The organism is Paenibacillus sp. PSB04 (genome assembly GCF_025809195.1).
Lineage (GTDB): Bacteria > Bacillota > Bacilli > Paenibacillales > Paenibacillaceae > Paenibacillus_AQ > Paenibacillus_AQ favisporus.
The window spans coordinates 2890744-2905428 of the sequence record NZ_CP081301.1 but is presented as its reverse complement, the minus strand read 5'-3'; the positions used below and the strand labels follow the sequence as shown (position 1 = coordinate 2905428).

Here is a 14685-nt window from a genome sequence, read left to right as displayed (position 1 = left end):
ACACCCGTTGGATCGGACCCAAGCCGCTGTCCAGTCAGCATCAACATATCCTGTGCTTCTCTATAGCTTCTGCAATTCAAGCCATTCTTCCATCTTGGGGATGGATTCTGCATAATGCTTAATAGCACCCAGGGTTATGGAGACCTGCTCTGTTCCGGTCTTCTGTTCTTCTACATCCGTATATTCGATCCACAAAGATCGCTTTAGACTATATTCCAGCCATTCCAGTTTGGACAATAACCCACCAGCCAGAATCAGCCTCCAATCGGATGAAATGCGCCCCTGAGCTGTTCTATATCCTTGTATAAAAGCTGAAAATTTCTCCTTCTGTATCTCACCCGTCTCATTTTCCGACCAATAAACCGCGGTTTCCAGTAAGTCCAGCGACGGATTTTTATAACCGGCGGATTCCCAGTCAATCAGTATCGGTTCATGACCTGACCACAGTACGTTTTTCGGGTCCAAGTCCCCATGCGTAATCACCCATTCAGAAGAAAGCCCGTTCACCGATTCGATGGCGGCTGCATTCCATCGATATAAATGTTCCAAGCTTTCGAGCAGCTGACCGGTCCACTCGGCATGGTTTTCTTGTCCTTTCTCCAAATAGAAGCTCCAATCCGTTAGAGCAGAATTGGAGAATCGCGGAGTTTCGATGCCTAGAGCAGAAAAGTCGATCCGATGCAGCTTTGCTAGAATGTCACCCATTTTTTCGCAATGAGTCGTGTCTATTTCACCATGCTTCAGGCTGTTCTCACTGGTCCAATCAAAAACAAGATAATACCTGTCCTCTAATCGCTGCAGCGACTCCCCGTCAAATATCTTTGCGGGAAGCGCAGGAATGAATTTTGCCGCGTAATTCGCAATGCGCTCAGACATGATGTAGTTGTTCACTGCAGTTGGTCTGGTCATAATCTGCGGATTTAATGCCTTTACGGCATATTTGCCTGTCGCAGTTTCCACCGCGTACATTTTGTGAAGCAGCCCACCGGTAACCGGTACAGGGTCCGATTGCAATTCGCCTAACTTCAACGCATGGCACAATTTATGAAATTCGGAGATACTCGATTTCTCATGCATGCTTGCACAGCTCCTTATAGGGGTATTCGGAAACTATAAAACAGATGGGTTCATCCCGTTAATGAGTTCAGCGTCCTCAAAACTTAATTTCCTGTAATTCCACATGGGCTCCCTCCGTCGGCTCGCATTCATACTTGATAATTTTACCATAAGCTTCAGGTATGGAATGGCTATAACCAAACTGTCCCGCTTTCGGGGAGTTCAAAATCATAATAAAAAAACAATAAGCTCCGATTGGCCTGTTGAACCCGGTATCCAATCGGAGCTTTGTCATTTCAATTATTCCGCTTGTTAAATTTATTTTCCCGCTCAGTCTAAACGCCGTGCTACATGAAGAACAGCGCCCCAATGGCGGCGGACCGACGAGTCCGGACGGCTGTTCAGGCGAACCCGGATTTCGCTGAAGAGCTTCTCACGCTTCCATTCCTCCATAAGAATGTGGTCGGAGAACGTTTTTAGAAGGTTAATGTATTCTTCCACATGATAGATGCGTTCCCAGTCGAAATGCCGAACATGAACGACCTCAAACAGGCCGCTTTGCCCGATCTCTTCCCGCTGCTCCTGCAGTTCCCCCGGCCTTGGCCAGTCGGTGTCTTTCGGTTTGCCCTCGCCCAATTCATCGTATACGTCCTGGATTTCACGGAAGAACGGATCCCCGTCGTCCGGAAAAACGTGAGTGGCGTTCCAAAAAGCCAAATGTCCGCCGGGACGCAGGACCTGCCATGCCTTGGAATACCGAACCTTCGGATCAATCCAGTTCCACGCGGTGGCGGCAAATACCAAATCGAATCTTTTCCAGTCCTCGGGCTGCCACTCCTCGAAGCCCCCCGTTATAATTTCGGCATCCATTCCGGTGAGGTTGCGGCGGGCTGCTTCCGCAAGATCCGTTCCAAGCTCCACGCATGTCATGTTGAATCCACGTTTGGCTAACGGGAGGGTTGCCTTTCCTGTCGCACAACCGATTTCCAGCAGACGATCCCCCGGATGCAAATTAGCCGCACGGACCAGATCGTTCAGCAGTGCATCCGGGTAATCCGGCCGCGCCTGCTGGTACAGGTCTGCCGCCTGCTCAAAGGTTTGACGCAATGTTTTATAATCGTGTCTAGCGTGCATGATTGCCTCCTTAATACGCTGCTTCTGTCACTTTTTACTTTTGAAATCATTGAGCTCGTTCAAAGCTTTCTCTATTCGCCGCTGTCTGGCTTCCGGTGTCTTGGCATCCTGAATGCTCAGAACAAGGCGCCGTCGATTACTATAAGACATGCTCTCAAAAGCGGCCTTCGCCACCCCGTTATGCGACAATGCGGACAAGAAATCATCCGGCACGGCTAGTTCACGCGGTTCCGTATCCAGCTCCAACTGAACCTCCAGTTTGTCGCCGGCGGCAACCTTTGCTTTCTTCCGATGCTCCGTGCTGACCGGAATCAAAAATCGTCCGCCCATTACTCCAATCGTAGTCCGGTACGCGTACCCCCGGATCGTAACACGAACCGCAGGCTTTTTTCCAGAGCCTAAGCTTCTGATTACTTCCTCCGGCACCTCAATTCCTGTTGCGGTCTTTCCGTGCAGCTGCAGGTCGGCAGTAAATGTTACCATATCGCAACCTCCTCAATATTTTTTTTCCCCTTCAAGTAGTCGACCAATACAGGTACCAATGCGGCCGGTTTCACGATATGCGTTTGACCGGGAAGCACTTGATGGGTTGCATTCGGCAAAACCTGTGCAAGCTCCTTCATGGAATTGCGCATCCATTCCGGGCTCTTGCCGCCAACGGCAACAAGCGTGGGGACAGAGACGCTCGACCATTTTTTCAGCGTCTCCTTACTCCCTTTCTGCTGCCCGATCGTCAGTATGGTGTCATAAGGAAGCGTATGGGCGACCGACTTAAGCTTGGACCAGGCAGGCATCATCGGCATCATGGCCACGACCGGGGCCGGCAGTCCGACTCCTTTTCTCATAAACAGCTTGACTGCTGCACCCCGGCGATTGGCTCTAATCAGTTCATCCATTTGTGCAGCGTACTCATCCGGCACAGCTTCACGGCTACCGTCCGTAACAAAAGGCGCTTCGTATAACGCCAGTTTTTTTATCGACGAAAGCTGATTTGCCGCTTCAAGGGCAAGCGCTGCCCCCGAGGATACGCCGTATACAAATACATCCTCTCCTGCTTCTTCAATCACAGCAGAAAGGTCCTCAATCTCGCGATCCACTCCATAAATAGCATGATCTCCACTTTCGCCACGCCCTCTACGGTCATAGGTATACACGGTAAAATCCTGCTGCAATGCAGCTGCCAAGGCACTGCTCGGGCCATTCCCCCGGCTGCACAGCGCACCATCGACCAGCAGGAGCGGCGGGCCGCTTCCAACCTTGTCGTAAGCAATGCTCGTGCCGTCTTTCGAAGTGACCGTTCTCATAAGGCAAAGCCTCCTTGCTTCGTTTTTTGTCCTCTACCAATACAACGAACGCGGCTCACCATAATCGACAAATACACGATCTTTTATGGATTTTTTTCTATAGATTTTTTAACAAACCGATTTTGACTCGTTCAACGAAACGAACTATTGTTCCGTATATAATGCCAGGTTCTCTAAAGTGGACCTTAAACCGACGTCGTGATCTTCTTTCCGGATCCCTGCCGGTACGTTCTCGCATACGATCGTAACCACCGTGCCCTTCGGGTTGGCTGCTAATGTCCATGTCATGATCATCTCTCCGGCAAAATCAGGATCATCTGACTCGAATACAACAGCCTGTACAATACGCTCGTCTGGGACGAGCTCCAGGAACGTTCCTTCGACGACGTCTGTATCCTCAGAGGTCTTCCCTTGCGTTGTGCCGTCGTTCTCTAAATAAGTCAGCGACATCCGGTAAGTTCCACCCGCCACGGGGTTGAACTCGAAAATCCGGCCCTTCATCCCCTCCGGAGGAAGCCACATTACTAAAGCCTCAGGGTCCACGAACGCATTATAAATCGTTTGCGGCGATGCTTGGATCGTCCTCGAGGCAGTGTCGATTCGCTTGTTACTCGAATGATTGGTCATGGGTATCCAACCTCCAATTTCACAAAAAAGGATCTATCAGCCCACATGTTTTGCTAACGTCATCGTAGCACAACTATCAGGTTGTTATTTCTTGCGAATTGCTTTTATCCCATCCAGCTAAAAAAGCAATCGGACACCCGGCAGCCGTTAAAAGATGGGCTGACTCCAAGCTATTAAAATCCTCTTCTCGCATCAATCCATATTATGGTATAGTAAAAACTAGTAATCTAGGTCTATGGAACCAGAAGGTTCGCTGAAGACCTAGATATTTTGATGGAACCGGCTTTCAATTACCGCAGCCGGATCGATACAAGAATGCTGGGGGGAGCAGGGTGTATTGTCATCAGTGCGGGGCAAAGTGTGCTCCGGAACAGAAAATATGCGGAAAGTGCGGAGCAAGATTATTGACGGAAGAAGTACGGCAGGCCGTTCTCGAGGTAGCCGCGGGCACCGAGGCCATCCGGCTGCCTCAAGCTGCGGCAGGCAAGCCGGGAGATGATCAGCGCCCGGCACAGGCGGCCGTCACCAAGAGGGGAAGCGGCCGGGTATTCCAGTGGATCATCCCTATTATGCTTGCCGGAGTCGTTGCCCTGGGTCTTACACTCTATTACAAGTATGAGCAGTCCGTAAACCAGGAAGTGATGGCGCTTCAGCAGCAAGCCAAGAAAGAGGCGTTGGCCGGAAGGTATTCGGAGGCGGTCCAGCTGCTGGAACGGGCCGAAGAACAACGGCCGCGCTTCGCCGCACTGACCCGGGACCGGGAGCTTGCGGCCAAGGCCGCTCAGCTCAAGGATCAACTCGACGGCGCTTCGGCACAACTTAAGGCCAAGAAACTGGATGAAGGGGAAAAAGCGCTGAAGCAAATCGCGGAAATGATTGGCAAGCGGCAGGAGCCGCTGTTCGCGCCGCTTCAGAAATCGCTGGCGGCGGATCAGGTCAAGCTGACGGTGCTTCGCATCAAAGGCCAGCTGGACAAGCTGACCACAGTTGATGCGCTGGCTGACAAGCTCGATACGGTCCGCGGCCTCAGCGGTCAGGAAGCGGCGGCCGTCAAAGCGCAGATTATTAACAAAATCGCCGGAATCAGTTATTCGTCAGCCGAAGAGAAGCTGCGGAAAAAGGATTTTGCCGGAGCGCTGGAAGCGGTGGACAACGGGCTGTCCTACGCTGCGGACAATCCGAAGCTGACGTCGTACCGGAAGCAGATTTCGGAAGCGAAGCGGGAGTTTGAGGAGGCTGAAGCGATGCGTATTCAGCTGGCCCAGCAGAAGGCAGCTGAAGAAGAATTGAACAACCGGACCGCGGCCGTTGATATATCCGGCGTTACGGCCGTGCTGGACGATTACGGCGATCTGACCATTTCCGGGACGGTCACGAACACCGCGACCCGCCCGATCTATTCGGTCAGCGTTTACCTCCATATTTACAGCAGCTTCTCCGGTGCCTACATAGGCGATGCTTATGCCAACGTTTCCCCGTTCAGACTGGAACCAGGGGAATCAGGGAGCTTCTCGACATCTTACTATGGGGTCTACGAACAAGCGGAAGTCTCGGTTGATAACGCATCCTGGTATTTGGAATAGGGGGCAGGGAAAATGAGTAAAGGCATTTGGATCAGCGCACTGGCCTCCCTGATCATCCTCGGCTTGGGAGGGGGCGGGACGTATTTCATTCACAGGACGGCCGAGAACGAGCTTGGCGGGGCGCCGCTGCTCGCGGTGCAAACGGCAGCCAATGCAGCCACTGCAGCGGCCGTGACGAAAGAAAAAAAGACGCGCAAGGAGATTATCGAGGACAGCCAGAAACGGGTCGTCACGATCGAAAGCGGAGACGGACTCGGCTCCGGATTTCTGTATAACGATCAAGGTGACCTTTTAACCAACGCCCATGTCGTAACCGGGTCACAGCAGGTAACGGTGCGGACGCTGAATCACGAAGAATATAAAGGAACCGTCATCGGGATCGGAGCCGATACGGATGTTGCGGTCGTTCGCGTGCCTGAGCTTAAGAAACTCGCCCCGCTTCCCGTAGCCGAAGGCTACAAGGCGGAGGTCGGGGACGAAATCCTCGCGCTCGGCAGCCCTTTGGGTCTGGAAAATACGGTAACGACAGGGATTATCAGCGGACTCGGCCGCAGCTTCGATATTGATCCGTACACCTACAGCAATCTGTACCAAATCTCTGCGCCGATTGCCCACGGCAACAGCGGCGGACCGCTGGTCAATGCAGAAACGGGTGAAGTGCTTGGTATCAACTCGGCGGCTGTGTCCGAGGGGCCGGGAATCGGGTTCAGCATTCCGATCTCCAGCATTCTTCAGCAGGCCAGGGAATGGTCCAAGACCCCGATGGCCGAGCTTCCGGCTGGGGACGGCGGAGATGAGTACGGTACGGACAGCGACGGAATGGTCGCGGACGAGCGGGACATTGTCGCTTTCTTCTATCAAAGCCTGAATAACGGCGATTACGTCACGGCGTATTCCCTGCTCGGCAGCGAATGGCAGAGCGGGATCAGTTACGAGGATTTCCGGGCGGGATATTTGAATACCGGTGATATAACGCTAGGCTCCTTGACGCTTGAAGAGCAGGACGACGGCGCATTGGTCAGCGTGGATATTACGGCTGAGGAGCGGCGCAAGAGCGGCACCGTCTATCAAGGTTACCGGATGAACTATTCGGTCGGGTATGAGAACGGAGAATTGAAAATATTGCACGGCAAAGGGAAGAAGCTTTAAGTTTCTCCGCCCGGAAAAGCCCCTGTCCCTTGTGGATAGGGGCTTATTATTTACGGGAAGCGCCGGTCGAAAGCTCCATCTCTTCCTTGTGGCCCTTCCACTCGACGGTAACTTGAATGGTTGAGTCCTCCAGCGGAATAGCGCCGTTGCCTCCGGACCCGCTAACGATGTCCCTGTTCCCTGACAATTTTTGTTCCCCGCTCCCACCCATCGTTGTGCCGGTGAATTTATATTTCACTCTCCCCACGTTAGCCGGGTCTTTCCCTTTGTACCGGATTTGGAACCGCTCCATATGATCTTCTCGATTCATTTTGGTAATTGTATAGCTTGCAGACCAGGTTTTACTTTCGCCAGTAAATTGAATCACGGAAGGATGACTTAGACATCCGGATAACATCGCAAGAGTAATGACCCATAAGCCAATGAGCACCTTCTTCATTGAAATCCCTCCCCGCCTCCCCGCCATTCTAATGAAGTATATAAATAGAACGCGGTAAAATCGGAGTAGTTGGCGTAAACCTTCAATTAAACTGAAAAAGGCTAATGCATGAAAAACCGATGCCGCAAGGCATCGGTTTTTTTTCGGAAAGGCAAGTGTATCCACTTACTCGTCCCAATGCGAGTGAAGAACCAAATCACAGAAGTTCGGACGTTTGTATCCTGGCAGCAGCCGCTCGCATACATCCGATTTGATGTTGCCGAATGTCGTTTCCGGCTTGTGCTTGAAGCCTTCCAGAAAAGCGTTCAGAATCTTGCTCTTAAACTGGTTCCGCGGGAATGCAGTTACGATTTGCTCACGAATCTCCGGCGTAATCGCATCAAAATTTTCTCCCATGACATCATAACCGACACCTGAATAAATCAGCGCAACTTCCGGCTCCTTATACTGCGCAATGCCGATCGTCGTGTGCAGGGCGACGGCATCCCAGACGCGCCGGATCGACTCCTCCGGAACCTGATGCGATTCCAAAAACTTTCTTGCCGCATTGGCCCCGTCAACCTCAAACCGCTTGTCAGGACTGCTGAAGTGATTGGTTAATCCCAAATCATGGAACAAAGCACTAATATACAGCAGCTCGGCATCATACGTTATTCCAGCCCCCTCCCCCTGTACGGCACCAAACAGATACACCCGATGAGAATGATTCCACAGCAAATCATCCCCATGATCCCGAAGCAGCTCGGCAGCCTGTCTGGCTAATGCGCTGTCCGGGATTTTTACATGACCGATCGATAAGGACATTGTCATACACCTCGCAAAAAAGGATTGTGTTGTTGATGCCCTCATTGTAAAATTCAGTATACGATAGATCAATGTTATGATTTCTATAATAATAATAGATAAACCACATCATTTGGACGCTCATAGCATTCACACACTCATTATGCCATCCTACACCTCGGGAGGAAACGAATCATGGAGATACGGCAGTTGGAATATTTCCAAGCGATTTGCGAGGAGCTTCACTTTACGCGGGCCGCAGATAAATTAAATGTGACCCAGCCTACGCTGAGCCATCAGATCAAGTCGCTTGAAGACGAAATCGGCACCCCTCTTTTTGACCGAATCGGGAAGAAAATCGCGTTGACCGAGGCGGGGAAGATCCTGAAGTCGCATACGGCTGTCATTTTCAACGCACTCCAAAGCGCAAAGGACCAAATGAACGAGCTGCAAAGCGGAGATCGTGGAACGCTCGCCATCGGCTCTCCCCCCGGGGAGTTAAATCATTTGGTGTCCTCGCTTCTGGTCGATTTCAACCAGAAATATCCGAACGTTACGGTCAAAATCGTTGAATCCGGAAACGTTACGGAGAAGGTACTGAATAATGAACTCGATGCGGCCGTGACCATTCTGCCCGTCGACGATGACCGGCTGGACAAAATCCCTTTATACTTCGAACAGTTTTATTTAACCGTCTCCTCCAGCCATGAGCTTGCCCAGCGAAAAGAGATTAGCTTTACCGAAGTGGACCGACTGCCGCTGATCCTGCTTCCCGAGAACCACAAGTGCCGCCAGCTAGTGGACGCGACCTGCCGCATGACCGGCAAACAGATGACCCCCTTCGTCGAAACCAATTCCATCAGCACCATCTTCAATTTGGTTAAATCAGGTGCCGGCGTGAGCATCTTATCCAAATCGCTGATCGATCTGAACCGTGACGGTGCGATATCCGCAATTCCTATCGTCAATCCCACCTTATACCGGCAGATCGTCATCATTATGAATAAGGATAAATTTTTAAGCCACGCGGCTCGGGCGTTTATTTCCCTTCTTCAGCAATTTGTGGAAAATAACAAGTTAGGCAATCCGGTCCCCCATGCGGTGTTGGAGAGCTAGAGCCCGTTCATGATCGCGTTAATCTTTTCCCGTCCAGCACGAAAACTGCCGCATTTGAACGGTACCCCCAATGGTTAGATGCCGGCTAACCGTTGGAGGTGCGCTTCAACTTCGCGGCAGTTCGTTGTTATGTTTACCCTTTGACCGAACCGATCATCATCCCTTTCACAAAGAAACGCTGCAGGAAGGGATAGAGTGCCAGTACCGGAACGCTGGCGACCATGATGAGAGCATACTTGATGAGTTCCGCGTACCGCTGGGCTTCCACAATCGTTTCCGGGTCCACGACGGCATCGGTTCCGTGGGCCGACATCTGGCTGGAAATCAGGATGCTGCGCAGGATTAACTGCAGGGGATACAGATCCGCATCGTGCAGATAAATCAACGCGCTGAAAAAGGAGTTCCACTGGGATACCGCAGTAAACAGCGCCATGACCGCAATGATGGGCGCCGACAGCGGAATGACCATGCTGAAGAAAAAGCGGAAGGTCGAGCAGCCGTCGACCTTGGCCGATTCCAGCATTTCCTCCGGCAGCGTATTTTGGAAGAACGTCCGCACCACGATGACGTAATACGCCGATGCGGCTGTGGGCACAAACAGCGCCCAGATCGTGTCGACCATGCCCAAATTTTTGACCACCATATAGGTCGGGATCATGCCCCCGCTGAAAAACATCGTAAAGACGATCAGCACCATGAACACATTCCGCCCGTCCATCTCCTTGCGAGATAAGGCGTAGCCGCCCGGGATCATGATCGCTAAGCTTAAAACGACGTCCAGCACCGTGTACAGGAACGTATTCGCATAACCTCTCCATACGTCGTGGTTCTGCAGGATGATGCGGTAGCCTTCCAGCGTAAACCCTTTGGGCCAAAGGCTGACGTTCCCGGAATTGACGGCTGTCGGTTCGCTGAACGAGGAAATGACGATGAAATACAAGGGATACAGGACGATCAGCAGAATAACGGACAATATCGTATAGTTGCACAGATCAAACACTTTGTCGGCGCGGGAACGGGCAATCCTTGCGGTATGGTCGAATGCATCCGTTTTAGCCATGAGCGCTCCCTCCTAGAACAAGCTTTGCTGCTTCAATTTTTTGGCGAGCTGGTTCATCGTCAGCAGCAGGGTGAAATTGATGAGGTTGTCGAACAGGCCGATCGCCGCCGAGTAGCTGTACTGCGCGCCGACCAAGCCGGTCTTGTACACATAGGTTTGAACCACTTCCGACGAATCGATATTCAAGGAGTTCTGCATCAGCAGCACTTTCGAGAAGCCCAGGGAAGCAAAGTGCCCCATTTTGAGAATGAGCATGATCATAATGACAGGCATGATCGTGGGCACGTCGATATGCCGCACCCTTTGGAATTTATTGGCCCCGTCCATAATCGCGGCTTCATGCAGCTGCGGATCGACGGACGTCAGGGCGGCCAAATAGATGATCGCGCTCCAGCCCGTCGTTTGCCAAATCTCCGAGATGACGTACATCGGTTTGAACCAGGCCGCTTCGCCGAAAAAATTGATCCGTTCCCCGCCGAAGAGGTCGATCCAGTTGTTGATCATACCCGTCCGCGGATTCAAGAAAATGTACAGCATGCCGACCAGTACGACGGTCGAAATAAAGTGCGGGGCGTAAGTAATGGTCTGAACCCATTTCTTGAAGCGGAGCCGGGCGACCTGATTCAGCATGAGCGCGAACACGACCGCGATCGGGAAGGCAAAGATCAGGTCGTACAGATTGATCAGCAGCGTATTTTTGAGCGTATTCCAGAATTGATAGGACCGGAAGAATCGCTCGAAATGCTCGAAGCCCACCCAGGGGCTCCCCCAAATCCCGTCTATGGCGCGAAAATTTTTAAAAGCGATCTGAAGACCGTACATGGGCGCATACTGAAATATCGCGAAATGCAGCAAAAGCGGCAGCAGCAAAACGTAGAGCTGCCAGTTGCGGATGACCCGCTGCCACAGCGAAGCGGCCTTCGGTTTCACGGGCCTCTCCAGCTGTGCGAGCGCCGTCCTTTCGATTTTGGTGTTCATCGTTATCAACCGTCCTTTACGTTACGCGGGGCCGGAAACCAGCTCGCGAACGGATGTTGGGGGCAGTTTTCTATTTGGCCAGGTTCGCTTTATTCGTATCGTACCCGTCCTGGTACACCTTCGTATAATCGCTCAGCCCCATTTTGTTCAGCGTCTCCAGGTACGTATTCCACTCTTCGTCGATGCCGCCTTTGGCGATCCATTGGGCTTCCATTTTGTCCGTGTACGTTTTGATATCCGTCTGATACTGCTCGATGCTCTTGTACTGCGCGTCCGTGAACATAATATTCGGGTACACCCAAGGCTTCATGTACGGAACCAGAGCTTCGTACCACTCGTCAAAATCGGGATCCAGCTGCCCGGGCTCCGCTTTCGGCAGAATCTGCTTGTCGCGCATTTCCTGCGAGAAGCCGTAGACGAAGTCATTGTAAGGCGTCTCTTTGACCTTCCATTCGCCGGCCGTATAGTTGTCCGGATTCGGGATGGTGTCATACGTGCCGTCAGCCAGCTTCTTCAGACGGTTCGGGCCTTCGCGAAGCTTCATGGACATCTCCGGCTCGTAAGCCCGGTCGACCCATCTCATCGTCGCCTCGGGGTACGGATTAACCTTCGTGATGACGAACATACCCGGGGTCATTTGCAAATTGTTGCGCGGGGTGATCTGGGAGCCGTCCGGCCCGGCGAGCGGAATCATCGGCGAACCGTAATCCCACCGGTAGTCCGCGTTGGTGATCTGGTCGGCGCTCCAGGCGAAAAATGCTCCAACAGACGCCTTTTTGCCGGAGGAGACCTTGGCGATCAGCTGGGTCGAGTTTTGCGTCATGCTGTCCGGATCGATCAACCCTTTTTCATACAGCGTGTGCAGGTACTTGACCGTATTTTTGAACTCCTCCGTCGCTCTGACGAATACCACCTTGTCATCCTGCACGATAAAGGTTTCGTCGATCGTATTGAAGGACCCGAACAGGTAGCCGAACCCATACTGCGAGTCGCCGAAGACACCGGTCAGCGGAATTTCGTTATTCGGATTGCCGTCTCCGTCCATGTCCATCGTTTTGAATGCCTCGAGTGCCTTCGTGAGCTCCTCCGTCGTCTTCGGCATTTCCAAGCCAGCCTTCTTCAGCCATTCCTTGTTCACCCACAGCGTATTCCCGTCGGCATGCTTATACTCCGACATGTTGGCCATCGGCAGGGAATAAATATGCCCATCCGGAGCTGTGATCGCCTGCCGTACTTCAGGGTATTTGTTCAGAAAATCCGTCAAATTCGGCGCGTATTTCCCGATGAGATCCTCCAGCGGAATAAACATGCCGTCTGCGCCTCCCGTCACGACCTGCGAGCTGCTGAGCTCCAGCAGCACGTCGGGAAGATCGCCGCTGGCGATAATCAGGTTGCGCTTTGTCGCCCAATCGGTGCCCGGGCTGAGGTTCCACTTAATCTGAACATTGGTCCCTTCGTTGATTTCCTTCATCGTCTCAAGCTCATTCCAATTCGTTCCCGTTCGTTCATCGTAAGTACCGGCGATGGTCAGGGATATCGGCTTATCGACAATCGGCAGCCCCGTCTCATGAAAGCCCGCGGACGCGCCCTTCGAACCGCCGCCCCCGGAACAGCCCGCCAGCAGCAGGATGGCGCTTAACACAGCCGCCATGGAACCTGCACGTTTGTTACGCATGTTCACGATCGTATTCCTCCTCAAGGCTTGTTTTGACATGAACAACATGTTGGATCGCTTTCACCCACATGTTAGCAATCTCCGCTCGGATGAGTCCATGCACGCTCTTTTACTGTACATGTATTTTGTTTCAGCAAAGTCAGGGCCTTGTTGGCGGAACGTCAAGTTTTGGAGAAGCATCCCGAATGTTGTCACCTCTCATTCCCATCCCTGAAACAAAGTGCATCCCCAATGAAGGATTACTGCATGTTCATGCATCTTCGCCCCTCGTATAATGAAAACCAATTCACGCTTCTTAAGCGGAGCATGGCTTAAAGGGCCGTGTTCATCCGCGAAGATCCAATGAGAAAGTAGGGGTTATATGGAAAGCCAATTGCAACGCGAAATCACCAGAACACAGGTGCTTGTCCTTGGAGGCGGGGCCGGGGGCGTCGGGGCAGCCATCGCAGCCGCACGGGAGGGAGCGCAGACCATGATCGTGGACAGGCAGGGCTTCCTGGGCGGAAACATGACGATTGGACTGCCTTTGCTGGCCTTCCTGGATGCCCAGGGACGCCAGGTCACCCGCGGCCTGCCGCAGGAAATCGTCGACCGCTTGACCCTGCTTGGCGGTTCCTTCGGACACCGGGAATGCCCGCTGCACAATTCGACGACGGTCATCGATCCCAGCTTGATGAAAATCGTCATTTTTGAAAAAATCAAACAGTATGGGGTACAGCCCCTGCTGCATTGCGAAATCATCGGAACAAACGTGGAGGATGGTGAGCTGAAATCCGTTCTCTTAAAAGGAAAAGGCCGGGAAATCGAGGTATTCGCCGATGTCTTCATCGATGCGACCGGGGATGGCGACGTCGCTTATATGGCGGGCGCCTCGTTTGAGAAAGGGCAGTACGCGAACGGAGAAACTCAGCCGCCTACCCTTATGTTTACCGTCGGCGGCTTTGATCTCGAACGGTTTATGGATTTCCTCGGGGAGCATCCGGAGGAGCTCCGGCACGGATCTTCGATGAAGATCCGCCCCGGCTATACGGCGGAGTTTCTGCGGGCCAGCGAAAATCACGTGTTCGTCGGCTTGAAAAATACGGTTTCCAGGCTCAGGCAGGAAGGCAAATGCCCGATCAGCCGCGATACGATCATCTATATCAATCTGCCTAGGGAGGGGTACATTGCCCTGAACTGCATCCGCATCCTGAATTTTGATGGGACAAAGGTCGAGGAGCTAAGCCGGGGCGAGATCGAATCGCATCTGCAGATCCTTCCCCTGATCGACATGCTGCGCGAGCACATCCCGGGGTTTGAGCACATCTATTTGTCCTCGATTGCCCCGTTTCTGGGCATCCGTGAAACGAGGCGGATCATAGGCAAGCAGATGATCCGCGAAGAGGCGGCCGTAAATGGTGTCATTCCGGATGACACAATCGCGCTCGGCTCCTATATTATCGACATTCACAGCGGTTCAGGCGACTCGACCGTAATTCGGTCGCTGGCCGGCCCCTATGGCATCACGTACGGGGCGACGATCGCCAAGGACGTGAAACGGCTGATGCTCAGCGGCCGCTGCATCAGCGTCGACCCTGTCGTCTTCGGCTCTTCCCGGGTCATGCCCACCTGCATGGCCGTCGGCGAAGGCGTGGGCATCGGCGCCGCTCTGGCTGTGAAGCAGCAAATCCCTCCGGAGGATGTCGATGTCCGGATCATCCGGCAAAAGCTCAGGGAGCATGGCGCCATCCTTTCGCTGGAGGACGTTGGCGAGGCAAGCGGGACGACAAGTTGATGATGTA

At 52.8% G+C, this 14685-nt stretch carries 14 protein-coding genes; 4 read left to right on the top strand and 10 right to left on the bottom strand.

The genetic code is table 11. The features are described 5' to 3' along the window. Window positions 1–60 precede the first annotated feature (60 nt). From K2F33_RS13475 to K2F33_RS13455, 5 genes are all read right to left on the bottom strand, one after another. Window positions 61–1077 (bottom strand): phosphotransferase, encoded by a 1017-nt coding sequence (locus K2F33_RS13475; protein WP_263881972.1) that lies wholly within the window; start codon window positions 1075–1077, stop codon window positions 61–63. Between the two features lie 309 nt (window positions 1078–1386). Continuing rightward, window positions 1387–2190, bottom strand: coding sequence for a class I SAM-dependent methyltransferase (locus K2F33_RS13470; protein ID WP_263881971.1), 804 nt, complete (start codon window positions 2188–2190; stop codon window positions 1387–1389). Window positions 2191–2217: 27 nt separating this feature from the next. Beyond that, window positions 2218–2673 (bottom strand): YdeI/OmpD-associated family protein, encoded by a 456-nt coding sequence (locus K2F33_RS13465; RefSeq protein ID WP_263881970.1) that lies wholly within the window; start codon window positions 2671–2673, stop codon window positions 2218–2220. Next, window positions 2667–3494, bottom strand: a complete 828-nt coding sequence (locus K2F33_RS13460; protein WP_263881969.1) for an alpha/beta fold hydrolase — start codon at window positions 3492–3494, stop codon at window positions 2667–2669. The genes K2F33_RS13465 and K2F33_RS13460 overlap by 7 nt, the downstream gene beginning before the upstream one ends. A gap of 144 nt (window positions 3495–3638) precedes the next feature. Then, a complete protein-coding gene (locus K2F33_RS13455) occupies window positions 3639–4121 on the bottom strand; it encodes an SRPBCC family protein (protein WP_263881968.1) in 483 nt (160 codons plus the stop codon). Between the two features lie 404 nt (window positions 4122–4525). On the opposite strand from K2F33_RS13455, the gene K2F33_RS13450 reads away from it, so the two are divergent. Both K2F33_RS13450 and K2F33_RS13445 read left to right on the top strand, forming a co-directional pair. Continuing rightward, complete coding sequence (locus K2F33_RS13450) at window positions 4526–5704, top strand: FxLYD domain-containing protein (RefSeq protein WP_263881967.1); 1179 nt, start codon at window positions 4526–4528, stop codon at window positions 5702–5704. Between the two features lie 12 nt (window positions 5705–5716). Then, the gene (locus tag K2F33_RS13445; protein ID WP_263881966.1) at window positions 5717–6853 is read left to right on the top strand and encodes a S1C family serine protease; all 1137 of its coding nucleotides are present in this window, start codon (window positions 5717–5719) and stop codon (window positions 6851–6853) included. A gap of 46 nt (window positions 6854–6899) precedes the next feature. On the opposite strand, the gene K2F33_RS13440 is transcribed toward K2F33_RS13445, so the two are convergent. Continuing rightward, a complete protein-coding gene (locus tag K2F33_RS13440) occupies window positions 6900–7292 on the bottom strand; it encodes a hypothetical protein (RefSeq protein ID WP_212985804.1) in 393 nt (130 codons plus the stop codon). Window positions 7293–7457: 165 nt separating this feature from the next. Further along, window positions 7458–8096 carry an HD domain-containing protein gene (locus K2F33_RS13435; protein ID WP_263881965.1) on the bottom strand — a complete coding sequence of 213 codons (639 nt, stop codon included), beginning with the start codon at window positions 8094–8096 and terminating at the stop codon, window positions 7458–7460. Window positions 8097–8270: 174 nt separating this feature from the next. On the opposite strand from K2F33_RS13435, the gene K2F33_RS13430 reads away from it, so the two are divergent. Beyond that, window positions 8271–9191, top strand: a complete 921-nt coding sequence (locus tag K2F33_RS13430) for a LysR family transcriptional regulator (protein WP_145029656.1) — start codon at window positions 8271–8273, stop codon at window positions 9189–9191. Window positions 9192–9324: 133 nt separating this feature from the next. Here the strand turns inward: K2F33_RS13430 and K2F33_RS13425 are convergent, their stop codons facing one another. The 3 genes from K2F33_RS13425 to K2F33_RS13415 all read right to left on the bottom strand — a co-directional run bounded on the left by K2F33_RS13425 (window position 9325) and on the right by K2F33_RS13415 (window position 12904). Further along, on the bottom strand, window positions 9325–10251 hold the full coding sequence (locus K2F33_RS13425) for a carbohydrate ABC transporter permease (protein WP_263881964.1): 927 nt from the start codon (window positions 10249–10251) through the stop codon (window positions 9325–9327). Window positions 10252–10263: 12 nt separating this feature from the next. Next, window positions 10264–11229 carry an ABC transporter permease gene (locus tag K2F33_RS13420; RefSeq protein WP_263881963.1) on the bottom strand — a complete coding sequence of 322 codons (966 nt, stop codon included), beginning with the start codon at window positions 11227–11229 and terminating at the stop codon, window positions 10264–10266. Between the two features lie 70 nt (window positions 11230–11299). Next, window positions 11300–12904 carry an extracellular solute-binding protein gene (locus K2F33_RS13415; protein WP_263882352.1) on the bottom strand — a complete coding sequence of 535 codons (1605 nt, stop codon included), beginning with the start codon at window positions 12902–12904 and terminating at the stop codon, window positions 11300–11302. A gap of 361 nt (window positions 12905–13265) precedes the next feature. Here K2F33_RS13415 and K2F33_RS13410 point away from each other — a divergent pair, with 361 nt between their 5' ends. Next, window positions 13266–14678: an FAD-dependent oxidoreductase gene (locus tag K2F33_RS13410; protein WP_263881962.1), complete on the top strand. Its 1413-nt coding sequence runs from the start codon at window positions 13266–13268 to the stop codon at window positions 14676–14678. The last annotated feature ends 7 nt before the right edge of the window (window positions 14679–14685 follow it).

Coding starts and splice junctions, on each gene's coding strand:
- K2F33_RS13475 (WP_263881972.1), bottom strand. CDS start 1,077: ATGCATGAGAAATCGAGTATCTCCGAATTTCATAAATTGTGCCATGCG.
- K2F33_RS13470 (WP_263881971.1), bottom strand. CDS start 2,190: ATGCACGCTAGACACGATTATAAAACATTGCGTCAAACCTTTGAGCAG.
- K2F33_RS13465 (WP_263881970.1), bottom strand. CDS start 2,673: ATGGTAACATTTACTGCCGACCTGCAGCTGCACGGAAAGACCGCAACA.
- K2F33_RS13460 (WP_263881969.1), bottom strand. CDS start 3,494: ATGAGAACGGTCACTTCGAAAGACGGCACGAGCATTGCTTACGACAAG.
- K2F33_RS13455 (WP_263881968.1), bottom strand. CDS start 4,121: ATGACCAATCATTCGAGTAACAAGCGAATCGACACTGCCTCGAGGACG.
- K2F33_RS13445 (WP_263881966.1), top strand. CDS start 5,717: ATGAGTAAAGGCATTTGGATCAGCGCACTGGCCTCCCTGATCATCCTC.
- K2F33_RS13440 (WP_212985804.1), bottom strand. CDS start 7,292: ATGAAGAAGGTGCTCATTGGCTTATGGGTCATTACTCTTGCGATGTTA.
- K2F33_RS13435 (WP_263881965.1), bottom strand. CDS start 8,096: ATGTCCTTATCGATCGGTCATGTAAAAATCCCGGACAGCGCATTAGCC.
- K2F33_RS13430 (WP_145029656.1), top strand. CDS start 8,271: ATGGAGATACGGCAGTTGGAATATTTCCAAGCGATTTGCGAGGAGCTT.
- K2F33_RS13425 (WP_263881964.1), bottom strand. CDS start 10,251: ATGGCTAAAACGGATGCATTCGACCATACCGCAAGGATTGCCCGTTCC.
- K2F33_RS13420 (WP_263881963.1), bottom strand. CDS start 11,229: ATGAACACCAAAATCGAAAGGACGGCGCTCGCACAGCTGGAGAGGCCC.
- K2F33_RS13415 (WP_263882352.1), bottom strand. CDS start 12,904: ATGCGTAACAAACGTGCAGGTTCCATGGCGGCTGTGTTAAGCGCCATC.
- K2F33_RS13410 (WP_263881962.1), top strand. CDS start 13,266: ATGGAAAGCCAATTGCAACGCGAAATCACCAGAACACAGGTGCTTGTC.